The sequence below is a fragment of the Nonomuraea dietziae genome, from assembly GCF_014195505.1.
Taxonomy (GTDB): Bacteria; Actinomycetota; Actinomycetes; order Streptosporangiales; family Streptosporangiaceae; genus Nonomuraea; species Nonomuraea roseola.
On the sequence record NZ_JACIBV010000001.1, the window covers coordinates 8843511 to 8865360 of the forward strand.

Annotated in this window: 23 protein-coding genes and 2 pseudogenes; 13 read left to right on the forward strand and 12 right to left on the reverse strand. The window is 70.2% G+C overall.

Annotated features, from left to right (window positions below):
• Nucleotides 1–126: 126 nt before the first annotated feature.
• Nucleotides 127–396, forward strand: a complete 270-nt coding sequence (locus FHR33_RS42040) for a DUF6968 family protein (protein WP_183659695.1) — start codon at nt 127–129, stop codon at nt 394–396.
• Here FHR33_RS42040 and FHR33_RS42045 read toward each other — a convergent pair.
• Nucleotides 389–733 carry a hypothetical protein gene (locus tag FHR33_RS42045; RefSeq protein WP_183659696.1) on the reverse strand — a complete coding sequence of 115 codons (345 nt, stop codon included), beginning with the start codon at nt 731–733 and terminating at the stop codon, nt 389–391. The genes FHR33_RS42040 and FHR33_RS42045 overlap by 8 nt on opposite strands.
• A gap of 24 nt (nt 734–757) precedes the next feature.
• Here FHR33_RS42045 and FHR33_RS42050 point away from each other — a divergent pair, with 24 nt between their 5' ends.
• Nucleotides 758–1549: an alpha/beta hydrolase gene (locus FHR33_RS42050; protein WP_183659697.1), complete on the forward strand. Its 792-nt coding sequence runs from the start codon at nt 758–760 to the stop codon at nt 1547–1549.
• Between the two features lie 24 nt (nt 1550–1573).
• Nucleotides 1574–1684 (forward strand): annotated as a pseudogene (locus FHR33_RS42055) (HAD family hydrolase); the annotation flags it as partial.
• 4 nt (nt 1685–1688) lie between these two features.
• Here FHR33_RS42055 and FHR33_RS42060 read toward each other — a convergent pair.
• The gene (locus FHR33_RS42060) at nt 1689–2027 is read right to left on the reverse strand and encodes a winged helix-turn-helix transcriptional regulator (protein WP_183659699.1); all 339 of its coding nucleotides are present in this window, start codon (nt 2025–2027) and stop codon (nt 1689–1691) included.
• Between the two features lie 71 nt (nt 2028–2098).
• Here FHR33_RS42060 and FHR33_RS42065 point away from each other — a divergent pair, with 71 nt between their 5' ends.
• The gene (locus tag FHR33_RS42065; protein WP_183659700.1) at nt 2099–2653 is read left to right on the forward strand and encodes an NADPH-dependent F420 reductase; all 555 of its coding nucleotides are present in this window, start codon (nt 2099–2101) and stop codon (nt 2651–2653) included.
• 81 nt (nt 2654–2734) lie between these two features.
• The gene (locus tag FHR33_RS42070) at nt 2735–3112 is read left to right on the forward strand and encodes a hypothetical protein (protein ID WP_183659701.1); all 378 of its coding nucleotides are present in this window, start codon (nt 2735–2737) and stop codon (nt 3110–3112) included.
• Here FHR33_RS42070 and FHR33_RS42075 read toward each other — a convergent pair.
• Nucleotides 3075–3813: pseudogene (locus FHR33_RS42075) on the reverse strand (catalase); the annotation flags it as partial. The gene FHR33_RS42070 and the pseudogene FHR33_RS42075 sit on opposite strands and share 38 nt — an antisense overlap.
• A gap of 112 nt (nt 3814–3925) precedes the next feature.
• Between FHR33_RS42075 and FHR33_RS42080 the strand changes: the two are divergent.
• Nucleotides 3926–5101, forward strand: coding sequence for an alpha/beta hydrolase (locus FHR33_RS42080; protein ID WP_183659702.1), 1176 nt, complete (start codon nt 3926–3928; stop codon nt 5099–5101).
• Nucleotides 5102–5212: 111 nt separating this feature from the next.
• Nucleotides 5213–6511: an FAD-dependent oxidoreductase gene (locus FHR33_RS42085; RefSeq protein WP_183659703.1), complete on the forward strand. Its 1299-nt coding sequence runs from the start codon at nt 5213–5215 to the stop codon at nt 6509–6511.
• A 229-nt stretch (nt 6512–6740) separates the two neighbouring features.
• Here FHR33_RS42085 and FHR33_RS42090 read toward each other — a convergent pair whose 3' ends face one another.
• Together FHR33_RS42090 and FHR33_RS42095 are read right to left on the reverse strand one after the other, a co-directional pair.
• Nucleotides 6741–8045, reverse strand: coding sequence for a family 16 glycosylhydrolase (locus tag FHR33_RS42090; protein WP_183659704.1), 1305 nt, complete (start codon nt 8043–8045; stop codon nt 6741–6743).
• 68 nt (nt 8046–8113) lie between these two features.
• The gene (locus tag FHR33_RS42095) at nt 8114–9226 is read right to left on the reverse strand and encodes an ROK family transcriptional regulator (RefSeq protein WP_183659705.1); all 1113 of its coding nucleotides are present in this window, start codon (nt 9224–9226) and stop codon (nt 8114–8116) included.
• 125 nt (nt 9227–9351) lie between these two features.
• Between FHR33_RS42095 and FHR33_RS42100 the strand changes: the two genes are divergently transcribed.
• From FHR33_RS42100 to FHR33_RS42115, 4 genes are read left to right on the forward strand one after another with little or no spacing between them, the layout of a single operon-like run.
• On the forward strand, nt 9352–10650 hold the full coding sequence (locus FHR33_RS42100; RefSeq protein WP_183659706.1) for an ABC transporter substrate-binding protein: 1299 nt from the start codon (nt 9352–9354) through the stop codon (nt 10648–10650).
• Nucleotides 10643–11539, forward strand: coding sequence for a carbohydrate ABC transporter permease (locus FHR33_RS42105; RefSeq protein ID WP_183659707.1), 897 nt, complete (start codon nt 10643–10645; stop codon nt 11537–11539). Before FHR33_RS42100 ends, FHR33_RS42105 begins: the two co-directional genes overlap by 8 nt.
• Nucleotides 11540–11542: 3 nt before the next feature.
• Nucleotides 11543–12349: a carbohydrate ABC transporter permease gene (locus FHR33_RS42110; protein ID WP_183659708.1), complete on the forward strand. Its 807-nt coding sequence runs from the start codon at nt 11543–11545 to the stop codon at nt 12347–12349.
• A gap of 12 nt (nt 12350–12361) precedes the next feature.
• The gene (locus FHR33_RS42115) at nt 12362–13648 is read left to right on the forward strand and encodes a Gfo/Idh/MocA family protein (RefSeq protein WP_183659709.1); all 1287 of its coding nucleotides are present in this window, start codon (nt 12362–12364) and stop codon (nt 13646–13648) included.
• A 350-nt stretch (nt 13649–13998) separates the two neighbouring features.
• Here the strand turns inward: FHR33_RS42115 and FHR33_RS42120 are convergent, their stop codons facing one another.
• The 4 genes from FHR33_RS42120 to FHR33_RS52200 form a co-directional block, all read right to left on the reverse strand.
• Nucleotides 13999–15180 carry an MFS transporter gene (locus FHR33_RS42120; RefSeq protein ID WP_183659710.1) on the reverse strand — a complete coding sequence of 394 codons (1182 nt, stop codon included), beginning with the start codon at nt 15178–15180 and terminating at the stop codon, nt 13999–14001.
• Between the two features lie 128 nt (nt 15181–15308).
• Complete coding sequence (locus FHR33_RS42125) at nt 15309–15713, reverse strand: hypothetical protein (protein WP_183659711.1); 405 nt, start codon at nt 15711–15713, stop codon at nt 15309–15311.
• Complete coding sequence (locus FHR33_RS42130; protein ID WP_183659712.1) at nt 15713–16003, reverse strand: hypothetical protein; 291 nt, start codon at nt 16001–16003, stop codon at nt 15713–15715. The genes FHR33_RS42125 and FHR33_RS42130 overlap by 1 nt, the downstream gene beginning before the upstream one ends.
• A 317-nt stretch (nt 16004–16320) precedes the next feature.
• The gene (locus FHR33_RS52200) at nt 16321–16449 is read right to left on the reverse strand and encodes a hypothetical protein (protein ID WP_281388246.1); all 129 of its coding nucleotides are present in this window, start codon (nt 16447–16449) and stop codon (nt 16321–16323) included.
• A gap of 127 nt (nt 16450–16576) precedes the next feature.
• Here FHR33_RS52200 and FHR33_RS42135 point away from each other — a divergent pair, with 127 nt between their 5' ends.
• Entirely contained in the window at nt 16577–17467 is an 891-nt protein-coding gene (locus tag FHR33_RS42135; RefSeq protein ID WP_183660627.1) for a LysR family transcriptional regulator, read from the forward strand.
• A gap of 93 nt (nt 17468–17560) precedes the next feature.
• On the opposite strand, the gene FHR33_RS42140 is transcribed toward FHR33_RS42135, so the two are convergent.
• Nucleotides 17561–18370 carry a Rossmann-fold NAD(P)-binding domain-containing protein gene (locus FHR33_RS42140; RefSeq protein WP_183659713.1) on the reverse strand — a complete coding sequence of 270 codons (810 nt, stop codon included), beginning with the start codon at nt 18368–18370 and terminating at the stop codon, nt 17561–17563.
• Nucleotides 18371–18869: 499 nt separating this feature from the next.
• Between FHR33_RS42140 and FHR33_RS42145 the strand changes: the two genes are divergently transcribed.
• Nucleotides 18870–20069: a hypothetical protein gene (locus FHR33_RS42145; protein ID WP_183659714.1), complete on the forward strand. Its 1200-nt coding sequence runs from the start codon at nt 18870–18872 to the stop codon at nt 20067–20069.
• A 51-nt stretch (nt 20070–20120) separates the two neighbouring features.
• On the opposite strand, the gene FHR33_RS42150 is transcribed toward FHR33_RS42145, so the two are convergent.
• On the reverse strand, nt 20121–20705 hold the full coding sequence (locus FHR33_RS42150) for a hemerythrin domain-containing protein (RefSeq protein WP_246452340.1): 585 nt from the start codon (nt 20703–20705) through the stop codon (nt 20121–20123).
• Nucleotides 20706–20742: 37 nt separating this feature from the next.
• Nucleotides 20743–21783 (reverse strand): hypothetical protein, encoded by a 1041-nt coding sequence (locus FHR33_RS42155; RefSeq protein ID WP_183659715.1) that lies wholly within the window; start codon nt 21781–21783, stop codon nt 20743–20745.
• Between the last annotated feature and the right edge of the window lie 67 nt (nt 21784–21850).

Genomic DNA, 21850 nt, shown 5'->3' on the forward strand with positions numbered 1-21850 from the left:
ATCCTCGAGGTGGTCTCGTCGCCTTCGAGGTACGAGTGTCGGGCATGGCGGTCATCGGACGAAACGGTGCGGACCGCCTCATGGTGATCACTTTCGCCAGGGGGCCGACTGGGTAGATCACCTGACATGTACGAGATCGCCCAGCGTGTTCTCACGCTGCTGACCGAGCCGCAGCGCGAGGTCACGGTGACCGTCGGCCTGCCGTACGAGGAGCCGACGGGGGAGTGGTCGTGTCCCTACCGCATCGACGGGCTGGCCGGATGGGAGCACGAGAGGAAGGTCTCTGGCGTGGACTCGATCCAGGCCCTGGAGATCGTGCTGACCGTCGTGCGCAGCGCGCTGGAGGGCTCGCCCGAGGCGCGCGACGGGCTGCTGGTCTGGGAGGAGTTCACCTGAGCAGGCGGCGCCAGCGGGGCAGCTCGGTCACGACGGTCGCGGCGGCGAGGAGCGACACGACGACCGCGACCGCGGGGGCCCACGCCAACCATGACGACGCCACGGCGGCGACCAGCTGGAGCAGCACGAGCAGGATCGTGACGACACCGGGTACGGCGACGATCACGTGACGCTTGTCCCCGGGCGTGGAGAACAGGGTCGGGAGCCCGATCAACACGATCACCGACAGTACGGCCAGCGGCACAGAATGTGGCGCCAGGGCCCACGGCGTGGCGATCCAGGCCAGCAACTCGGTGGCGAATCGAAGTGCAGAGCCGATTCCGGCTTTTTCAGGCACCCGGAAACCCTACTATGTGCCGTTATGTCTGACACAAGACTGCTGGAGCTCAGGGCGCGTACCCCTCAACGCCCACCGGGACCGGAGCTGGCCCAGGTTCTCGACCTGACCAGCCCCTCAGGGCTGCGCCTGCGCCGCTACCGTCCCGCCGAGCGTCCCCGCCCGCTGATGGTGTACCTGCACGGCGGCGGCTGGGTGATCGGCGATCTGGACTCCCACGACAGGACCTGCCGCAGGATCGCGCTGGAGTGCGACGTCGAGGTGCTGGCGGTGGACTACAGGCTCGCCCCCGAGCACCCGTGCCCCGCGGCGCTCGACGACGCCGTGGAGGTGCTGCGCTGGGCCAGGCCCGTCGCCGTCGCGGGCGACAGCTCCGGCGGCTACCTGGCGACGATGGCCTGCCTGCGCCTGCGCGACGAGGGCTGCGCGGTGCCCGCTCTCCAGGTGCTGCTCTGCCCCAACACCGACCTCACGCTCTCCTGCGCCAGCGTCGCCTCGGGCTCAGGGCTCGACGCCGACACGCTCGCCTGGTTCGTCGCCCAGTGGGTGCCGGAGCCCGCCGCTCGCGCCGCCGCCAGCCCGCTGCTGTCGCCCAACCTGTACGGCCTGCCGACCACGCTCCTGGTCACCGCCGAGAACGACGCCCTGCGCGACGAGGGCGACGCCTACGCCGCCAGGCTCGCGGCGGCCGGTGTGAAGGTGGTGCACAGGCAGGAGCCGGGGCTGCAGCACGGCTTCATCCAGGACGCCTCCCCTGAGGCGGCCGCGGCCCACGACAGGGTCTTCTCCGACATCAAAGCGCTGATCCCGCGCTGAGCCTCATGCCGGATCATGCCCGGCATGAGCCTTCCCCGCCTGATCGCGACCGACCTGGACGGCACGCTCCTCGACGCCGAAGGCGCCCTCTCCCCGCTCACCCGCCGCGCCCTGCGGCTGGTCAGCGAGGCGGGGGCCGTCACGTCCTGAAGCCGTCCTGGGCGGCCATGACCTCCTCGGCGTGCTCGAAGGCCCACACGCCGAACGCCTCGATCGGCTCGAGCATGCTGAGGCCCAGCTCGGTCAGCGCGTACTCCACCCTCGGCGGCGCCTCGGCGTAGGCCGTGCGGGAGACGATCCCGTTGAACTCCAGGCGGCGCAGCGTCTCGTTCAGAACCTTGGGACTGATCCCGCCGATGGTGGTCCGCAGGTCGGCAGGACGGCTCGGCCCGTGCCGCAGCGCCCACACCACCACCGCGTTCCAGGTGTTGGCGAGCAGGTCGAAGGCCAGCCTGGCCTGGCAGTCAGCGAGGAACATCCCGGCACACACCAATCGGTATCTATTGGTTTTTCTATCTTCGTCCTTACCTACACCCTTGAGGAGGACGGATGCGTATCGGCATTCTCGGCGCAGGCGGCATGGCCGACGCCCTCGGCACCCAGTGGACGCGCGCGGGCCACCAGGTGATGACCAGCGGCAGGAGCTCGGGCTCCTTCGCCCAGGCGATGGCGTACGGCGACGCCGTGCTGCTCGCCGTGCCCGCCCACGCCGCGCTCGGCGTGGTAGACGAGTCGCTGCGCGGCAAGGTGCTCATCGACTGCACGAACCCGATCGAGGACGGCGAGCTGACGGCCGACCACCCCATGGCCGAGCGGCTCGCCGCCGCCACGGGGGCGCACGTGGTTAAGGCGTTCAACCTGTGCCACGTGGACGTCTGGCGGATGACGCCGCCGGTGTTCGGCGGTCGCCCGCTGGCCGTGCCACTGTGCGGGGACGACGAGGGGGCGCTGGCGGTGGTGCGGCGGCTGGTCGAGGATCTGGGCTGCACGCCGTACGACGGGGGAGGGCTGGCCAGGGCCGCACTGTTGGAGGCGACGGCCGCCTTCATGATCGGGCTGTGGTTCAAGGGCCTGGACGCCCAGGCCATCGCGCCGCCGCTGTGACAGGACTACACCCGCCGATGTAGTCGCGATGACGACCGGTGGCGGATGCCCGGGTCCGCCGCCCGCCCGATCCTGGTCCACATGGTCAGATTCTTCACCCCCTTCAAGATCTTCACCGCGGTCAACGTGGTGGCGGTCCTCCTGCAGGCCTTCACCGCCGGCCAGCTGCTCGGTGGCGCGGGCAGCGCGATGCACGGCACGGGCGCCGGGGCCGTCCATGTCGCAGGGCTGCTCCTGCTCGTCACCGGCGTGCTCGTGTGGCGCCCCGGCAGGGGCCCGGGCTGGCCCGCACTGGCCAGCCTGGCGATCCTCCTGCTGGGCTTCGTTCAGTCGGCGACAGGCGGCTCGGGCGCCGTCGCCCTGCACGTGCCCCTCGGCATGGCGATCATGGGCCTCAGCGTGTGGCTGGCGGTCTGGGCGTTCACACCCTCCCGTTCGGCACGCAGTGTGTCATCGTGAGCCCCGCGACGTCGCGCGGGCCGTTCTTGCCGAGCTGTGAGAGCCTCTTGGTCTCCTCCTCGTTCAGCTCCTGCTGGGCAGGGGCTCCAGGTGGGCGACGTCCGCGGGCGTGATGCCCAGCCCCTGGCCGACGCGCAGGCCGAGGTCGTCCTCCACCATGAGGAAGTGCCAACCATGCGCTCCTGGATCGGCCGGTCGCACTGCTTGAGGTTGGCGACGAGAGTGGGCACCAGGTCGTCGCGCTCCCACTCCTGCATGAGCAGGTAGCGCTGGCCCGCCTGCAGGTAGTCGGTGGTGCGCGGGATGTGCTTGCGGGTGAGCCGTCCCGTCAGCACGGAACCCTGCTCGTCGTGCGTCGGGTACTCCGCCTCCCGCAGCCCGCCGGTGATCGACGGCTCGTAGTTGACGTGCGGGTTCTCGCCCTCGCCGTCGACGTGGTAGGTCATCAGGCCGTCGCGCTGGTTGGTCCGCACGTCGGCGTGCTTGGCCTGGGTCACCGGTAGCTGCAGGTAGTTGGGCCCCACCCGGTAACGCTGCGTGTCGCTGTAGGAGAACGTCCTGCCGACCAGCATCTTGTCGTCGGAGAAGTCGAGCCCGTCCACCAGCACACCGGTGCCGAAGGAGATCTGCTCGTTCTCCGCGAAGTTGTTGGCCACGTTGCGGTTGAGCACCATCGTGCCGACGGGCATCGGAGGGAACTCGAGCGCCGTCTCCCTCCTCGTGGGTGCGTGCCACCCCTCCATATCCGGAAGAAAGGTCGATAAAAGTCCATATGGGCTTTGACTCCAGCGGGTCCATCAGCATGCTTGCCTCATGACGGACGTACGGGTGATCGTCGGCCCCGGACTGCGGGCGGACAGGGCGCTGGTGGGGGAGGTCGCCGAACGCGAGTTCGCGGCCCTGGGAGTGCGCGGCGTGCTCACACACGCCCGCGACGCCACCGAGACCCACACTCTTCTCCGCGGTAGGGCCGGTGCGGCCGAGGACGGGGCCGTCGTGGTCGTTCCCGGCCCTTCGCGGGAGACGCGCGCGCTCATGGAGCAGGGCGGCGAGATCGTCTGGTGCGACTTCGGCAAGGTCCGTAGGGTGGACGGCGCCGCGCACATCCACGGCAGGGGGATCGAGGGGCTCGCGTGGGCGATCAGGCACGCCGTCCACCGGTTGAGGCACCGCCCGCTGCGCGTCCCGTACGGCCCGCACCCCGAGCAGTGGGGCGACCTGCACCTGCCGGACGCGCCGGACGCCGCGAGGGGAGCGGTGCCGGTCGTGACGCTCGTGCACGGCGGATACTGGCGCTCGATCTGGGCGGCCGACCTGATGGAGGCGCTCTGCGCCGACCTGACGGCCCGTGGATTCGCCGCGTGGAACCTGGAGTACCGCCGCCCCGACCTGCACGGCTGGGACGCCACCACCGCTGACATCGCCGCCGGCCTCGCCGCCCTCCCCGCCATGGCCGCCTCCGAGACCACGACTCTGCCCGGAGCCGTTTCGGGGGAGGGGGTGCTGCTCGACCTCGATCGGGTGGCGGTCGTCGGGCACTCGGCCGGGGGCCAGCTGGCCCTCAGAGCCGCGGCCGACGGCGCGGGCGTGGCGCTCGCCGTGTCCCTCGCCGGGGTGCTCGACCTGGAGGAGGGCGACCGCCGCCACCTCAGCTCGGGCGCGGTCGCGGCGGCGCTCGGCGGTCACGCCTCAGGGGAGAGTGAGGTGCCGCACGAGCGGTACACCTCCTCCAGTCCCCTCCTCCGCCTCCCCCTGGGAGTGCCGCAGCTCATCGTCCAGGGCTCGGGCGACGACCTCGATCTGGTCGACTTCAGCCGCAGGTACGCCAGGGCAGCCGAGGAGGCGGGGGACGAGGTCACCTACATGGAGATGTCAGGCGACCACTTCGCGGTGATCGCCCCCCGCACGCCCATCTGGCGCACCACCGCCCTGGCCATCGCCGACCACCTCTCCCGCAGGGTCCCGCCCAAGAAACCTGGCCTCTCCTGACCCCCTGCGCTCGAGAAGCGACATGCCGTCGCCCCCGGCGGGCTGGGTCGTCGGGCGGTGGCGTTTTCGTTCGCCGGGCCGTACGAAGGAAAAGGAGAGAAAGGAGCCACTGTGGAGGTCACCATCGTCGGAGCCGGTCTGGTCGGCTGCCTGCTCGCCTGCTACCTCTCACGCCGCGGCCACGAGGTCACCCTCTACGAGCGCCGCCCTGACCCGAGGACGGCGGGCGCCGAACGCGGCAGGTCGATCAACCTGGCGATCTCCGAGCGCGGCATCGACGCGCTGCGCAGGCTCGGCCTGGCCGAAGAGGTGCTGGCCGAGGCGCTGCCGATGCCGGGCAGGATGATGCACGCCACCGACGGCGCGCTCACCTTCCAGCCCTACTCGGCCGACGGCTCGCACGCGATCAACTCCATCAGCAGGGCCGCTCTGAACCGCAAGCTCCTCGACGCCGCCGAGGCGCACCCGAACGTCACGGCCAGGTTCGGCCACCGGCTGGCCGGCATCGGCAACGGCACGCTGGAGTTCGAGACCGACGGCGGGCCGGTCACCGAGAAGGGGCAGCAGGTCGTCATCGGCGCCGACGGCGCCTACAGCGCGGTCAGGGCCAGGCTGCAGGCCCTGCAGGGGACCGATTTCAGCCAGGAGTACCTCGACTACGGCTACAAGGAGCTGACGATCCCGCCCAAGCTCGGCGAGTTCGCCTTCGACCCTGGAGCGCTGCACATCTGGCCGCGCGGCAGGTCGATGATGATCGCGCTGCCGAACCCCGACAGGTCGTTCACCTGCACGCTGTTCTGGCCGCATGAGGCGCTGGCCGGGCTGGACACTCCCGAGCGGGTCCGCGCCCACTTCACGCAGGAGTATCCCGACGCCGCCGAGGTGATGCCGCACCTGGCCTCCGACTACGCCCGCAACCCCGTCGGCCACCTGGTCACGATGCGCTGCGACCCGTGGCACGGCGAGGTCGGCGGCATGCTGATCGGGCTGGTCGGCGACGCGGCCCACGCGATCGTCCCCTTCTACGGCCAGGGCGCCAACTGCGGCTTCCAGGACTGCGTCGAGCTCGACCGGTGCCTGGAGGAGACGGGCGACGACTTCGCGGGGGCGCTGGAGCTGTTCCAGCGGCGCAAGGCCGACACCGACGTCATCGCCAGGCTCGCGCTGGACAATTTCGTGGAGATGCGCGACAAGGTGGGCTCCAGGGTGTTCCTCGCGCAGAAGAGGATCGAGCACGCGCTGGAGCGGATGCTGCCCGGGCGTTACGTCTCCCGCTACGAGCTGGTCTCCTTCACCACCACCCCGTACGCCGAGGTGGAGCGGCGGATCGCCCGCCAGCGGCGGTGGGCGGGGACGTCCGCGGCCGCGCTGCTGATCGCCGGGGCGGTCACCTGGAAGAAATGGCGATAAGTCATGACTTAGATCGTGGTTGGCGCGCTTGATCACCGCCGATATGGCCATCTCTCTTCGCCACCTCCCGGCGCTCGGCGGCGGCCTGCCTGCGCTGTGCGTCCGGATGCCGAGGAGGGGTGCTGTCGCAGCCCTCGCCAGGGAAGGAACTTCGTGGGTCGCTGTCGTCGGCCAGCCCGTGGATGGGGGGCTCTGTGAGGGGAGTCCCCCATCGAGCGTCGGTGTTGGGTCAGGCGGCTGGTTCAAAGGTCCATTGGCTGGTCCAGTAGGTGGTGGGCACGGTGCCGTACTGGGCGTAGCCGGTGGCGTTCTCGGTGTGGATGTAGCTGCCTTGCCAGCGGTTCTTGATGCGGGTGTAGCCGCTGACGGCCTCTTCCTTCCATTGGCTGCTCCAGTAGGTGGCCGGGAGGGTGCCGTACTGGATGCTGCCGGTGAGGTCTTCGATGTGCATGTACTGGCCGGTGGCGCGGTTCTTGTAGCGGACGTAGCCGTCGGAGGTTGTCTCCCGGGTCCACTGGGAGCTCAGCGCGGTGGCCGGCACGTTGCCGTACTGGACCTTGCCGGTAGCGGCCTCGGTGTGCAGGTACTGGCTGGTCTGATGGTTCTTGATGCGCACGTACGGCTCGGGGTAGCCGCCGTTCTTCTTGAACACGCGCACGTAGTCGACGTTCCAGGTCTTGGGCCAGACGTCGTTGTGCTGGCCGGAGCCGGCGTCGGTGTAGATGCCCATGATCATGCCCATCGGCATGTTGGGGGCGTCGTTGATGGTTTTGTAGAGCTGGTTGTCGTAGTAGAACTTCAGCTCGGTGGGCGTCCACTCCATGCCGTAGACGTGGTATTCCTGGGTGGGGTTACCGCTGGGGACGGGGTCTTCGTGCAGCGTCCAGGAGCTGAGGAAGTGGGGGTCGCCCCAGCCGTAGGCGGCGATGCGCCAGGTGTCGGGCTTGCTGAAGAACGTCTCGATGAAGTCGATCTCGGGGTTGGCCGAGGCGCTGCTGGTGTCGTCGGTGCCGACCAGCCAGAGGGCCTGGTGGCCGCCGCCGCCGACGTTCGCGAGCTTGGCGCGGACCTCGAAGTAGCCGTACTTGGTGGTGTAGCCGTTGAAGTCGGGCTCGTGATGGTCGTTGGGCATCGAGGAGTTGAAGCGGTGCCACCAGTCCTTGTTGTAGGTCTGGATGCTGGAGATCTTCACCGTGCTGTCGTAGGCGGGGTTCCAGGCGGGGGTGTCGGCGTCCAGGCGCTGGGTGAGCACGCCGTCTGCGACGGTGTAGCGGGCCTTGGCGTTCTCGCGGTTACTCGTCCAGTGCGGCAGGTAGTACGGCAGCCACTTGTTCGTGTCGAGCGAGGTGCCGTCGAACTCCTCCTGGAAGTCCAGGGTGTAGCCGGTCTTGGACGGGGGGTTGGGTGGGAAGTCGGAGGTCGCGCCGGTGGCAGCGTGGGTAGGGGGTGCGGCGGCGTGCGCGGCGGAGGGTGCCTGCCCGAGTAGGGCGGGGAACAGCAGGACCGCGAGCGCGGCCCCGAGGTGGCGGGTCATGCGGGCTCCTCCACAGGGGTTCCGTAAGAAAGTTTCGTTCGGAACTGTGGCCGCGGAACGCCGCGACGTCAAGAGTCCGTGAACAACTCTGCTCGTACCCGGTCGCGGGCCACCTCGATGGCGCCGATGGTCACCGCGTCCTCGCCGAGGGTGGAGATCTGCAGGTCCGGCACCTCGTAGCAGATGGAGGCCAGGTGTCGGGCGATGGGGTCGAGCACTGTCGTGCCCGCCTTGGCCACGCCGCCACCGATCACGATGAGCCGCGGGTCCATCGCCAGGACCATGGCGCCGATGCCGTTGGCGAGCGCTCGGGCGAAGCCGTCCACGGCGCTCAGCGCCCTCTGCTCGCCCTGCCGGGCGCGGGCGAAGACCGCTTCGACGGCGCCTGCGCCCGCCTCGGCCAGAAGTCGCGAGGGCGCCTCCTCCCAGCCGAGGACGGGATGGCGGCCGATCTCGCCTGCCGCGCCGGTGCCGCCGGTGAAGGGGTGGCCGTCGATGAGCAGGCCGACGCCGAGCCGGTGGCCCACGTGCACGTACAGGACATGAGAGACGTCGCGGCCGGTGCCATGACGGTGTTCGGCCAGGACGGCCAGGTTGGCGTCCTTCATGGCCGCGACCGGGCAGTCCAGCCGCCGGCCGATCTCCTCGGCCAGACGCACCCCGGTCCAGCCGGGAACGGCCACGCTGAGCCGTACCGCCCCGCCGGAGTCGACGATGCCGGGAGTCCCCACGCCGGCTGCCCACAGCCGTGCCGTCTGGTGCGGCAGGGCCTGATCGAGCAGGGTGAGCGCGGTCTGGAGGCGCTCACCTGCCGGCAGGTCGGCGGGGACGGCGCGGCGCACGCCTGTCTGCAGGACGCCGTTGAGGTCGGCGATCCGCACCGCGACCGCGTGAGCCCCGATGTCGATGCCGGCCAGCAGGCCCGCCGCGGCGTTGAAGCGGTAGCGCTGGGCGGGGCGGCCGCCGGTCTTGATCATGTCGTGCCCGTCAGGGCGCAGCAGGCCGGAGTCGGTCAACGAGGCGAGAATGGCCTGGGCCGTCGGCCGGGACAGGCCGGTAACCCGGGCAACCCCGCTGATCGTCAGCGGAGGGCCGTCATAGAGGGCCTCGAGCACCCGTCGGGTGTTCAGGTGCCGCAGAGCGCTCTGGTCTCCGCCGGGCAGGGTCGATCTGATCGTCATCGTCACCTCTTGACGAATGGCTGAGGACGCCTCCACCATACCGAAAGAAAGTTTCTTTCGTATCCTGCTATCCCAGCCATTCGGCGTGCGGGCACAGCGGCCTGCCACCCTATCGAAAGACCTCCATGAAGATCGACAAGATGCTCGCCATCGTGGCCGTGTCCGCGCTGGCCGTCGCCTGCGCGCCAGGCAGTTCAGAAGCGCCCGCCGCGCAGCCCACCGGCCCGGTGCGGACCGGCGCTCCCGCCGAGAAGGTGACGCTGTCACTGGTCTCCACGCCGGAGTCCGGCGCCGCGATCAAGGCGGTCATCGCCGCCTTCCAGGCCAAGCATCCCAACATCACGATCAACTACACCGACACCAACTACGACGACTACAACAAGAGCCTCAATCTGTCGCTGACCTCCGACCAGGCGCCGGACATCGCGCTGCTCAACTCGGTGGGCACCACGGTCAAGGACGGGCTGGTGCGAAGCCTGGCCGCCTACGAGAAGGCCTACGGCTGGGACAAGACCTACCCCAGCACCCAGCTGGCCCAGTGGCGCGTCGCCGCCGACGGCAGCACCCTGGGCAGCGGCGACCTGTACGCCGCCCCGGCCGGGTTCTCGCTGGTGGGCGTCTACTACAACAAGGCCAAGGCCGCCAAGCTCGGCATCACCGCCCCGCCGGCCACGCTGGCCGACTTCGAGTCCGCCCTCGCCAAGGCCAAGGCCGCAGGCGAACTGCCGCTGCAGCTCGGCAACGCCCAAGGCCACGCCGCCTTCACCGTCCAGCTCATCGGCCAGTCGCAGGACGGCGCCGAGAACGCCGCGAAGTGGACCTTCGGCCACAAGGGCGCCAGCTTCGACACCGCGGGCAATCGCTCGGGCGCACAGAAGCTGCTCGACTGGGCCCAGAAGGGCTACCTGCCCAAGGACGCCAACGGCGTCGACCTGCAGGGCGCGGTGACCAAGTTCACCCAGGGCGAAGGCGTGTTCTTCATCGACGGCAACTGGGACGCCGCCAAGATCGGCGACGGTCTGAAGGCCGAGGCCGGCTTCTTCGCCTTCCCCGGCGCCAAGGCCACCGCGATCGGCACCTCCGTGGCGTACGCGATCTCCGCCAAGAGCGAGAGCCCTGATGCCGCCGCGGCGTTCCTGGACTTCCTGCACTCGCCCGAGGCCTCGGCCGAGGAGTTCAAGGCCGGTTTCATGCCCGCCGACCCGGCCGCCGCCGAGCCCGAGACCGACACCGTGATGGCCGACATCGTGGCCGCCTGGACCAAGGTCAACACCGACGACGGGCTGGTCGGCTTCAACAACAACGCCACCGCCACCATGAACGACAAGCTGACCGCCGCCACCCAGGAGCTGATCGGCGGCAAGAGCGACCCGGCCGGCTTCATCACCGCCATCCAGGACGAGTGGGCCAAGACCCATGGCTGACACCGCCGTGCTGCCGGCGCGCCGGGTCGGAAGGGAAACCGCCGCGCCGCCGCGCCGGCGCCGCAGGGGCAGACTGACGCCCCTGCTGTACGTGCTGCCCGCCCTGATCTTCTACGCCGCCTTCGTCATCGTGCCCTGGGTGCACAGCCTCTGGATCTCCCTGTGGGAGTGGAACGGCATCGGCGTGGCCACCTGGGCAGGCCTGGCCAACTACATCGAGGTCTTCACCGACTCCGCCCTGCGCAGCTCGCTGGTGCACGCCTTCGGCTTCATCGTCTTCTACTCGGTCCTGCCGATCGGGATCGGCCTGGTGCTGGCCGCCCTGGTGGCCGCGACCCCGTGGAAGGCCATGCCGCTCATCCGCACGATCTTGTTTCTGCCGCAGATCCTGCCCCTGGTCGCAGTCGGCGTCATCTGGAAATGGATCTACAGCGCCGACGGGCCGCTTGGGCTGGACAGCTCCTGGCTCGGCGACTTCGCCCTCGCCTACCCCGCCGTGGGCCTGGTCGGCACCTGGGTCAGCACCGGACTGTGCTTCCTGCTGCTGCTGTCGGGCATCGGCAAAATCGAACCGTCGCTGTACGAGGCCGCCAAGGTCGAAGGCTGCGGCCCGATCCGCGAGTTCTGGCACGTCACCGTGCCCGGGCTGCGCAAGGAGATCGCCGTGGCCGCGACCGTCACCATCATCGCCGCCCTGGCCAGCTTCGACGTGGTCTACGTGATGACCGGCGGCGGACCCGGCTACACCACCATGGTCCCAGGCGTGCAGATCTACCAGCTCGTCTTCACCGCCGGCCGGGTCGGCGCCGCGTGCGCGCTGGCCACTGTGCTGAGCCTGCTCACCTGCGCGGTCATGTACGGGCTCAACCGCCTGACCAGGGAGCGATGAGGCATGAGCCGACACCTGACCCGGCTGGCGCTGCTCACGGCCGCCGCCAGCGTCGTGCTGCCGTTCCTGGCCATCCTCAGCGCCGCTTTGCAGCCCGAGTCGAACCTCACCCCGCGCCTGGAGTGGCCGAGCGACCCGCATTGGGAGAACTTCGCCACCGCCTGGAGCAGCGCTGGGTTCGCCTCGCTGCTCAAATCCAGCGCCGTCATCGCCCTCGGCGTCGTGCCGCTCTCCCTCGTCCTGGCCACCCTCGCCGGATACGGCATGGCCACCATGGAACTGCGCGTCAAGGGCCCGCTGTTCGCGCTGCTCATGATCGGCCTGGCGCTGCCGTACGAGGCGATCGTCATCCCGCTCTACTACGACCTGCGCTCGATCGGCCTGCTCAACAGCTACTGGTCGGTCATCCTGCCGCTGATCGGCGCGTTCATGCCGTTCGGCGTGTTCTGGATGCGCAGCCACTTCGAATCGCTGCCCAAGGAGCTCACCGAGGCCGCCCAGATGGATGGCGCCTCCGGCCGTCGGGTGCTCACCCGGGTGCTGCTACCCACCGCCTGGCCCGCGCTGACCACGCTCGGCCTGCTGTACTTCATGTGGGCTTGGAACCACTTCCTGCTGGCGCTGATCCTCATCCAGGACCCCGCCATGCGCACCGCGCCGTCCGGGCTGGGCAAGTTCGTCCAGCAGTTCGGCAAGAACATCCCGCTGCTGTCCGCCGGGACGATCATCGTCATCACGCCGATCGTCTTGCTCTATCTGTTCTTCCAGCGCCACTTCGTCAAGGGCATCCTCGCCGGCGCCGTCAAATAGGGGGAAATTTTCATGACTGTCACTCTGGCGATCGTGGGCGCCGGAGCACGCGGGGCCGCGTACGCGCGCATCGCCGCCGCCGAAGGCACCGGCAAGGTGGTGGCCGTCGTCGACCCGGATCCGGCCCGCCGCGCCGCCGTGGCCACCGAGTTCGCCGTCCCGGCCGAGCACGTCTACGCCGGCTGGGAAGATCTGGTCGCCCGGCCGCGCCTGGCCGACGCCGCCATCATCGCCACCCCGGACCGGCTGCATGCCGACCCGGCCGTGGCGCTGGCCGAACGCGGCTACGCCCTGCTGCTGGAGAAGCCCATGGCGCCCACCCCGGCCGACGCCGAACGCATCGTGGCCGCCGCCGTGGACAACGATGTGCTGCTGGCCGTCTGCCACGTGCTGCGCTACACCCCCTACTCCCGCCGCCTCAAGGCCATCGTCGACTCCGGCCGTATCGGCCAGATCGTCAGCATCGAACACCTCGAACCGGTCGGCTGGTGGCACCAGGCCCACTCCTACGTACGAGGCCAGTGGGCCGTCGAGGCCGAATCGTCGGCGATGCTGCTGGCCAAGTCCAGCCACGACATCGACTGGCTGGGCCACATCATCGGCCGACCGGTCACCCGCGTCTCCTCCTTCGGCGGCCTGTTCCACTTCCGGCCGGAGAACCGCCCGCCCGGCGCGACCACCCGCTGCCTCGACTGCCCCGTGGAAGCCTCCTGCGCCTACTCCGCCGTCCGCATCTACGAACGATTCCTCGACGACCCGGTCTACCGTCAGTGGCCGCTCGGCGTCCTCACCGAGGATCCCACCCCCGCGGGCCTACGCAAGGCACTCCAGGACGGCCCGTACGGCACCTGCGTCTACGCCGGCCGCAACGACGTCGTCGATCATCAGGTCGTCAACCTCGAATACCAGGGCGGTGTCACCGCCTCCTTCACCATGACCGCCTTCACCGCCCTCGACTTCCGCAAGACCCGGATCTTCGGCACCCTGGGCAGCATCGACGGCGATGGCCGCACCCTCGCCGTCCACGACTTCCTCAGCGACATCCGGGAGATCATCGACTTCGATCCCGACGGCGGCGCCTCGGCCGCCGACGGCCACGGCGGCGCGGACACCGAACTGGTCCGCGCCTTCCTGGCCGCCGTCGCCACCGGCGACCACGCCCTCATCACCTCCGGCCCACAGGAGTCGATCGCCTCCCACCACGTCGTCTGGGCCGCTGAACATGCCCGCCACACCGGCACCGTCGTCGAGGTCTCTGCGCCCGCCACCGCGGCCCCGCCCCGGCACCTGCCCGCGTAACAAGGGCGGCCAGGTGACTGCCGAGGTTGCGCGCTCCGGCCCCGCACAAGTGCCCGGATCCGCTTCCGAGCTTACGAAGCGCCGTCCGGGCACCCGCGCCACCCGGCTGCCGCCCGCCTTCGACACCGTGCTCGGCGACTACGCCGGAGCGCCGGCTCTGCAGTGGTCACGAGCTCCCGAGCGGGCCCGGCCAGCCGCATTCGCAGTGACCACGCCAGCCGATCGCGGTCCGGCCGTCCACGACGCCCCCCGGGGCCGGTACTCGCGCGGCCGTCCGGCCCGACCTGGTACACCTTGGCCCGGCCGTTCGCCGATCCGGAAAGCTCGTCCGGCTGCTCGCCCGCCAGCTGTCACCTTGCGGTCCACTGTGCTGTCAGCCAGGTCAGCGGCACGCAGACCAGGCACATCAGCAGGCCGACGATGACGACCGCCGACAGGCCGCTGCCGGTCAGGGCCCAGCCGCCGAGCAGCGCGCCCACCGCGATGCCGGCGTTGACCGCGGAGGCCGGCAGGCTGGCGGCCAGGTCACGTGCCGGACCGGCCAGGGTGGCCACCTGATACTGCAGCGCCGGCACCAGCCCGAACCCGACCAGCCCCCACACCAGCAGCGCCACGGCGGCCAGGACAGGGATGGTCCCGGTCAGGTAGAGCAGCCCGAGCGCCAGCACCAGCACGATGTTGGCCGCCAGCAGCGTGCGGGAGGCGTTCCGGTCGGCGGCCCAGCCGCCGGCGAAGGTGCCGATCGCGGTGGCCACGCCGTAGGCGAGCAGGAAGCCGCTCACCTGGGCGTCGGAGATGCCGGTCACCTCCAGCAGGAACGGGGTGATGTAGGTGAAGACGGTGAACTGCCCGCCCAGCAACAGCACGCCGACCGCCAGCATGACCAGCACGCGGGGCGCGAACGCCGAGCGGGCCTGCGAGCGCAGCCCCGCCGCCTCGCCGCCGGCACTGGCGTGGATGGCCGGCATCAGCAGCAGCAGGCCGGCCAGGACCACCGCGCCGACGGCGACGATCACCATGAATGCGCCGCGCCAGCCGAGCGTCCGGCCGATCAGGGTGCCGAGGGGGACGCCCATGGCGGTGGAGACGGCGATCCCGCCGAGCACGACCGCGATGCCCCGGCCCAGCCGCTCGGCGGGCAGGATCGCGCCGACCGCGGCGAAGGCCGCCCCGACGAACGCGCCGTGCAGAGCGCCGGCCACGGCCCGGGCGAGGAGCAGGAGTGCGAAGCTGGTGGTGACGGTCATGGCCAGGGTGGCCAGGAGGAAGGCCAGCATGCAGGCCCACAGCAGCGTTCGCCGAGGCAGGCGGATGGTCGCCGCGGTCAGCGCGGGCCCGCCGAGGCACAGGCCCAGGGCGTAGGCGGTGACCAGGGTGCCGGCGGAGCTGACGGTCACGGCGGTGTCGGTGGCGATGAGGTCAAGGACTCCGACGATCACCAGTTCGGTGCTGCCGAGAACGAACGTGGCCAGGAACAGCGCGAGCAGGGCCAGGTTGCCACGGGTCCGGCTGAGAGTCGGTGAGGGGTGCATGGTCGAACTCCGGAGGGACGTCGTTGTGGTGTTTGCGCGATGGCGGATGCCGGACTGTCCGCCGGTGACGGGCCGGCGTCGCCACGCCCGTCACCGCGATCATGGGCGTCTTGCGTCGTCGAGGGGTTTCACGCGGCTCGGATGAGCCCGGCCGCCAGGGCGATGAGCGCGACGGCCAGGAGCAGGGCCCCGATCCGCGTGAGCAGCGTGCCGAGCGAGCGGCGGCCCTCCTGCCCGACGCCCAGGTGCAGGAAGAACCCGCCCGACTGGGCCAGCACCCCGGCCAGCAGCATTCCGCCGCAGGCCCATTCCAGGCCGTCGCCGAATCCGGCGCGAGGCAGGTACAGCAGATAGACGAGGGAAAGGACCAACAGCACGCCGGCGTGGGCGTGGCCGGCCCGGAAGAAGCGTTCGCGAAAGGCTCCCAACCGGTCCGGGTCGGTGGTGATGAAGCGCAGCAGCGCGTGCCCGCCGAACTCGACCGTGACGATCGAGAGGATCGCCACGATCGGCAGGATCTCCGTGGGCTCCATCAGCGTCCCCTGGCGCCCGCGGGGCGTCGGTCGCCCGCCCGTCCCACCACATCTCCTGGCCAGAGAGGACGGCCGCGTCCGACGGCGCGCGGGAGTCCGCTCTCGCAGCCGACGCCGTTGTCCCGGTGCCTGACGGTGGCCAGGCCGCGCCGCACCACGTCGTCCCGCCTCAGCCGGACGGACTCATCGACGACCACCACCTCAGGAAGGCCCGGGCGCGAGGCGGGCGGCCTGGCGCCGGCCGGCATCCCTCCAAGGACGCCCGGCAGCGCACGGTCCACGACGTTCATGCCGCCGGTCCAGCTTTCGTGTGAGCGGCACAGGGCGCACACAGGTACATGTCGCAATTCCTTCCACACATGCCACTTGTCGCGGTCTCGCCGCGATCAGGTCGAGCATCCCGGCACGGCCGGAGGCGATCAACGGCCGTTTCCGCAACGCCGGTTAACACTCAGGTTCACAATCGGAAGGGCGTGGTCCACGCTCACCGGCGGGATCCCGGGGGACTACGGCCCGGAGCCCGGCGAGCACCCCGCCCTGATGGACGAGCTCGACCAGAGCGTCGGCGAGGCCGAGTCCCTGCCTGCCGATCTTCCCCACGTCGGAGCTACGAGATGCGCGAGTAGAGCTCACTGATCGCGGCCGACGACACTTTCGTGTCCAGCCGGTCGGCGGCCTGCCGGATCACCGAATGAAGTTCATCGGGTCTGCTCTCCACCCGGGCAATATCGGCCATTCTTTCGGCGAATGTGACACAGGAGAGCCGTATGGCGGATCCTGGGCATCCCGGCACGGCTCGGAGGCGATCACCGGCCGTTTCCGCAACGCCGGTCAACACTCAGGTTCACGATCGGAAGGGCGTGATGGAGCTACGCGACATCGAGATCTTCCTGACACTCGCCGAAGAACTGCACTTCACCAGGACCGCCGACCGGCTACGTGTGAGTCCGGCGCGGATCAGCCAGGCGATCAGGAAACAGGAGCGCGCGGTCGGCGCCAAGCTGTTCGAGCGCACCAGCCGCAGCGTCCGCCTCACCGCGATCGGCGAACGGCTGTACGACGATCTGCGACCCGCCTTCCGCGAGCTGCGCGAGGGCATGCAGCGAGCCAAGCTGGCCGCGCAGGGGGGCTCCGAGGCGCTGCGCGTCGGCATGCTGCCCGGTAACGCCTACGACCTGCGCCCTTACTGGGAGGCGTTCCGCGTCCGCCACCCGCAGTGGACGCTGCGCATACGCCACAACCCTTTCATCGGCCCGTTCGCGCCCCTGCGCAATGGCGACGTCGATGTCCTGGTCTCCTGGCTTCCGGTGGAGGAGCCCGACCTCACCGTCGGCCCGGTCGTCTTCACCGAGCCCCGGGTCCTGCTCGCCGCGCTCGGTCACGAGCTGTCCGAACACGCCTCCGTCTCGATCGAGGCCCTGGGCGACTTCGGCGTCCTGGGCCCCTCGGCGCCCCTGCCCGACTACTGGGAAGACGCCTTCATCCCGTTCCAGACCCCCAGCGGCCGCCCCGTCGCACGCGGCCCGGCCGTCCAGCAGATGGACGACATCCTCACCATCGTCGGCACCGGGGAGTCCGTCCACCACCTGGGCGCTCACGCCACGCGGTACTTCACCCGCCCAGGCATCAAGTTCCTGCCCATCCGCGATGCCCCCAGCCTGCGGTGGGGCCTCGTCTGGCGCAGCGACGCCGAGTCAGCGCAGATCCGCGCCCTGGCTCAGGTGATCCGCGACCTCGGCCCCGCCGACCTCTGAACCGGACCGGCTGTGGGCCGACCGAGGGCGGTTCGTCCGATCACCGTCGCCGGCGAGGCCGAGCCCCTGCCTGCCGATCTTTACCCACGCGCCTCACCTCCAGGCGCCTTCGGCGGTGGCCTGCTTCGCGTAGGCGGTGAAGGTGCGAGGGGGGCGGCCGAGCGCTCGTTCGACCCCGTCGCTGATGTGGGCGCCTTCGTCCTGCGACACCCAGGTCAGCAGCCGCGCCTGCAGTCGGGCGAACGGGACGCTCTCGCCGGTGGCGATCAGTTCGGAGACGTACGCGTCGGCGGTGATGGGCCGGTAGAGGACGACGCGGCCGGAGACCTCGGAGATCACCGCGGCCGCCTCGGCGAACGACAGCGGCTGCGGTCCGGACAGCTCGTAGACGCGTTCGTGGTGGCCGTCCTCGGTCAGCGCCGCGACCGCCGCCTGTGCGACGTCCTCGGCGTCGACGAACGCCTCGTGCCCGGTCCCGGCGGGCAGCCGCAGCTCCCCCGAGCGTACGGCGCGGGCGAACATGCCCTCGCTGAAGTTCTGGAAGTACCAGGTGGGGCGGAGAATCGTCCAAACGGCACCGGAGTGCTGGACGATGCGTTCGCGCGGCCGGTCCAGTTCCGGTCCGCCGGCGCGGGCCGACAGCAGCACCAGCCGCTCGGCGCCGCGGGCCACGGCCCGTGCGGTGAAGGCGCGCAGGACGTCGTTGGGCTGCAGCTCGGGCCGCACGAGGTAGACACCACGCACACCGTCGAGAGTGGCGTCCCAGGTGCGCGGATCGTTCCAGTCGAAAGGGGCGGCGCCGGTGCGTGAGGCGGCCCTGTGCGGCACGCCCAGCTCGCGCAGCCGCGCCGTGACGCGCCGCCCGGTCTTGCCACCGGCGCCCAGGACGAGGATCTTGCTCATGCCGCCGTGCAACCTCCGGCCACGCTGATCTGTTCCCTTGCGGGCATCGGACCCGCCGGTCGACGCGAAGGACCGCCTGCGCCGGCGTCCGCCCCTCCGCAGGGTCGTCACGGGTCGCTGTGCTGCGACGCCTCCCTGGTGGTGATGGCGGCCAGGCGGCGTAGCGCGGTTTGCGACGGCGAGCCAGGGGCGGCGCTGAAGACGTTCGCATGGCGGGGCTGCCACCGGCTACGGCCGACGATTTGATCGCCGGTTTCACCGAACTGGCCCGGCGCGTCCACGAGGCGGGGTTGAGAATTCTGGTGGCGACCATCGGGCCGCCATGGCCGCGACCGTGAACCTCGCCGACTTGACCCTGTGAACGCGGCAGGCAGGAGAGCTGATGCGCCTCGACGGCGCCTACGCCTCCCTCTCCTGACCTCTGCCGCGCGGCGATCTGTTGGCTCTCACGCATCGGGGGTAGCGGCAGGGATCGACCCGATTCAGGAGGACGCGAACAATGACGTTCAATCCACTGCGCGAGCGGGGCATCCCGCTGGACAAGCAGCTGCGCAACTGGCGCGAGCTGAACGTGACACCGATCGACCCCGACCACGCCGATCCCTACACCCGCTGCCGCATCATCGCGATGAACGGCATCGAGGTCGAAGCGGTGATGTTCAGCCACCAGATGGCCAGGCACTGCCCGGACACCGAGATCAAGCAGCAGCTCGCGCGGGTGCGCTACATCGAGGCGCAGCAGCAGAAGGCGGTCAACTGGCTGCTGCCGGGGCTGGCCTCGGTGCTGGAGACCACGCTCGCCTACGAGCAGGTGGCGGTGGACCTCACCGCCTGGGTGGCCAGGATGGAGCCGGACCCGTATCTCCAGCAGGCCTACCAGTTCGGCGTGCTGGAGGACTTCGACCATCTCTACCGCTACGCCAACCTGTACGAGATGATCGAGCACCGCAAGGCCGAGAAGGTCGTCGACCAGCTCACCGAGGTCATGCCGGGCCGTCCGACGATCATGCATCACCGCGATCCCGTCGACAACGTACGCGAGCCGTACGACAGGGCGACGGTGGACCCGCTCTCCAAGCTGCACGCGCTGACGATCATGTCGGCCGAGCAGCAGACGATGAACTTCTACATGAACGTGGGCCCCGAGTACATGGAGCCGATCGCCCGCCAGCTCTACCAGGAGATCGGGCTGATCGAGGAGGAGCACGTCACCCACTACGAGTCGCTCGTCGACCCCGGCGAGAGCTGGTGGGAGATGCTGCTCAACCACGAGTACAACGAGTGCTACCTCTACCACTCCTTCATGGAGACGGAGACGGACCCGAAGGTGAAGGCGATCTGGGAGCTCCACCTCAACATGGAGCTGGAGCACCTGCGCCTGGCGGCCGAGATGTTCAACAAGCACGACACCCGCGACGTCGCCGAGGTCGTCTCGCCGAAGCTGCCGAAGCCGGTCACCTTCGAGCCGAACAAGGAGTACGTCAGGGACCTCATCGCCACGCAGATCGACTACACCACGATCGGCACGGGCTACGTGCAGGAGGCCCACGAGCGCTTCGAGAAGTTCCAGGAGCAGATCCACGGCGGCGAGCAGCCGCCGAGCGAGGCCGTCATCGAGGAGAACAAGGCCAAGTCGGGGGAGGAGTACCGGCTGGAGACGGAGGGCCCGCACCCCGTCGAACGGCTGCGGCTCAGCTGAGAGGGCGCAGGACCGGCCGGACCACCCGGCCGGTCCTGCCTTCTCCCCTGATCAGCTCTGCTTGCCCATCGCCTTCCTGACGACGTCGCGGATCCTGTCGGCCATCGCGACCGGCGTGCCGATCAGCATGTTCGCCGTCGCGGTCTCCACACCGGCGTGCGGATGCGTGGGCGCCAGCGCCTCGGCCGCCTTGACCCCTGCCGCCATCGCCCTGCGCTCGGCCTGGCTGGTCTCGGCGCGCAGGTGGGTGAACTCGTAGCGCTCCTCCGCCCTCGCGTGGGCCAGGACGGCGGTGCGCAGCAGGTCCAGGTTGGCCAGGAACCTCGGGTCGTCCACACCCGCCTTCTCGATCTGGGTGAGCATGTCCTTGGCCGCGTTCTCCTCGGCCAGCCGTTCGTCCACGACCTCGTCACCGCCGGCCAGCTTGCGCCGGGCGTAGGGGTGGACGACCTCCTCCTCGGCCGTCTCGTGGACGGCGAGCAGCCGCACCAGCCTCTGGAACGGCTCGCCCCTCGCGTCCGGTGGCGCGCTCTCGACCTCGGCGAACAGGTCCCTGATCATGGCGTGCTGCCGTAGGAGCAGATCGACGACGTCGTTCTCGTCCATCAGCTCAGGCACCGTGTGACGGTCACCCATGAGTGTCCTCCTCTCGAGAGAAGTCCGCGCCTACCCCTCACACGAGCACGAACACCTCCCACCCCTCGCCGTGGACCGCTCCCGCGAGAGGGTCGGCGGTGAGACGGGGCAGCTCGCCCAGGTCGATCGGGCACCTTCCCTCGCCCAGCCGCGCCAGCCCGTCGCTCACCTCCACCCCGGCCAGCTCCCGCAACCGGTCCCTGTAGGCGACCAGGTCGTCCAGCGAGACGGCGCGGCGGCGGAAGCGCTTCTTCGGGTACTCCGCCGCCAGCCTCGCCAGCTCCTCGGCCGCCTCCGGGGTGGGCTCGAGGACTGTGAGCACCAGCACGTCGCCGCGGTGCCGTACGGCGTACCAGTCGCGGTCGGGCAGCCGGGTGCTCGCCAGGTAGCCGTAGTCGACGCAGAGCACGAGCAGCGGACCCTTCAGCCCGTAGTACCTGAGCGCCCTGAACGGCTCGGCCCCCGGGCCTCGGCGCACGCCGTGGTGGCGGAAGGCCGCCGCGATCAACTCGTCGTAGCCGCAGGGCCAGTGCTCGTCGGCCTCTCGGTCCGCGGCCTCGTACGGCTGGGGCGCGCCGAGGGTGTCCAGGATCAGGACCCTGGCGGACTCGGGCAGGTCGAAGGGGTGGTCGGTGAGAGCGGCCAGATCCGAAGGCCGCACCGGACAGCACCCTTCGCCGAAAGTGGTCCTGTCCTGTTCGCAGTCCACGCCCAGCAGCTCCCGCAGCCCGTCGCGGTAGTCGGCGAGCTGGTCGATCGTCGGCCGCGCGAGGCCGGATCCGGCGTAGCGCTCGCGCAGCCGCCGCATCCCCTCCTCGGCCTGGGGCGTCGGCCGCAGGACGGTCAGGACGAGCTGCTCGCCGTGGTCGACCGCCAGCCACTCCCGCCCGGCGGGGAGCCGCCCGGGCAGCCGGCCGGCGCCGAAGGCCACCACCAACGCGGGCAGGTCGATCCCGCAGGAGCTCAGCGGCTCGTAGGGAACCCTGATCTCGCCGGGGGCGACGCGGTGGCGCACGCCCATGGCCTCCAGCTCGGCGAGATGGCCGCGCACCCCTTCGATCCACTCCACGTCGGTCACCGGGCGATCATGCCAGGTGCAGGCGTGAGGCTTCCACGGCAGGGACCCCTTGCCACCGGCCCGCGCG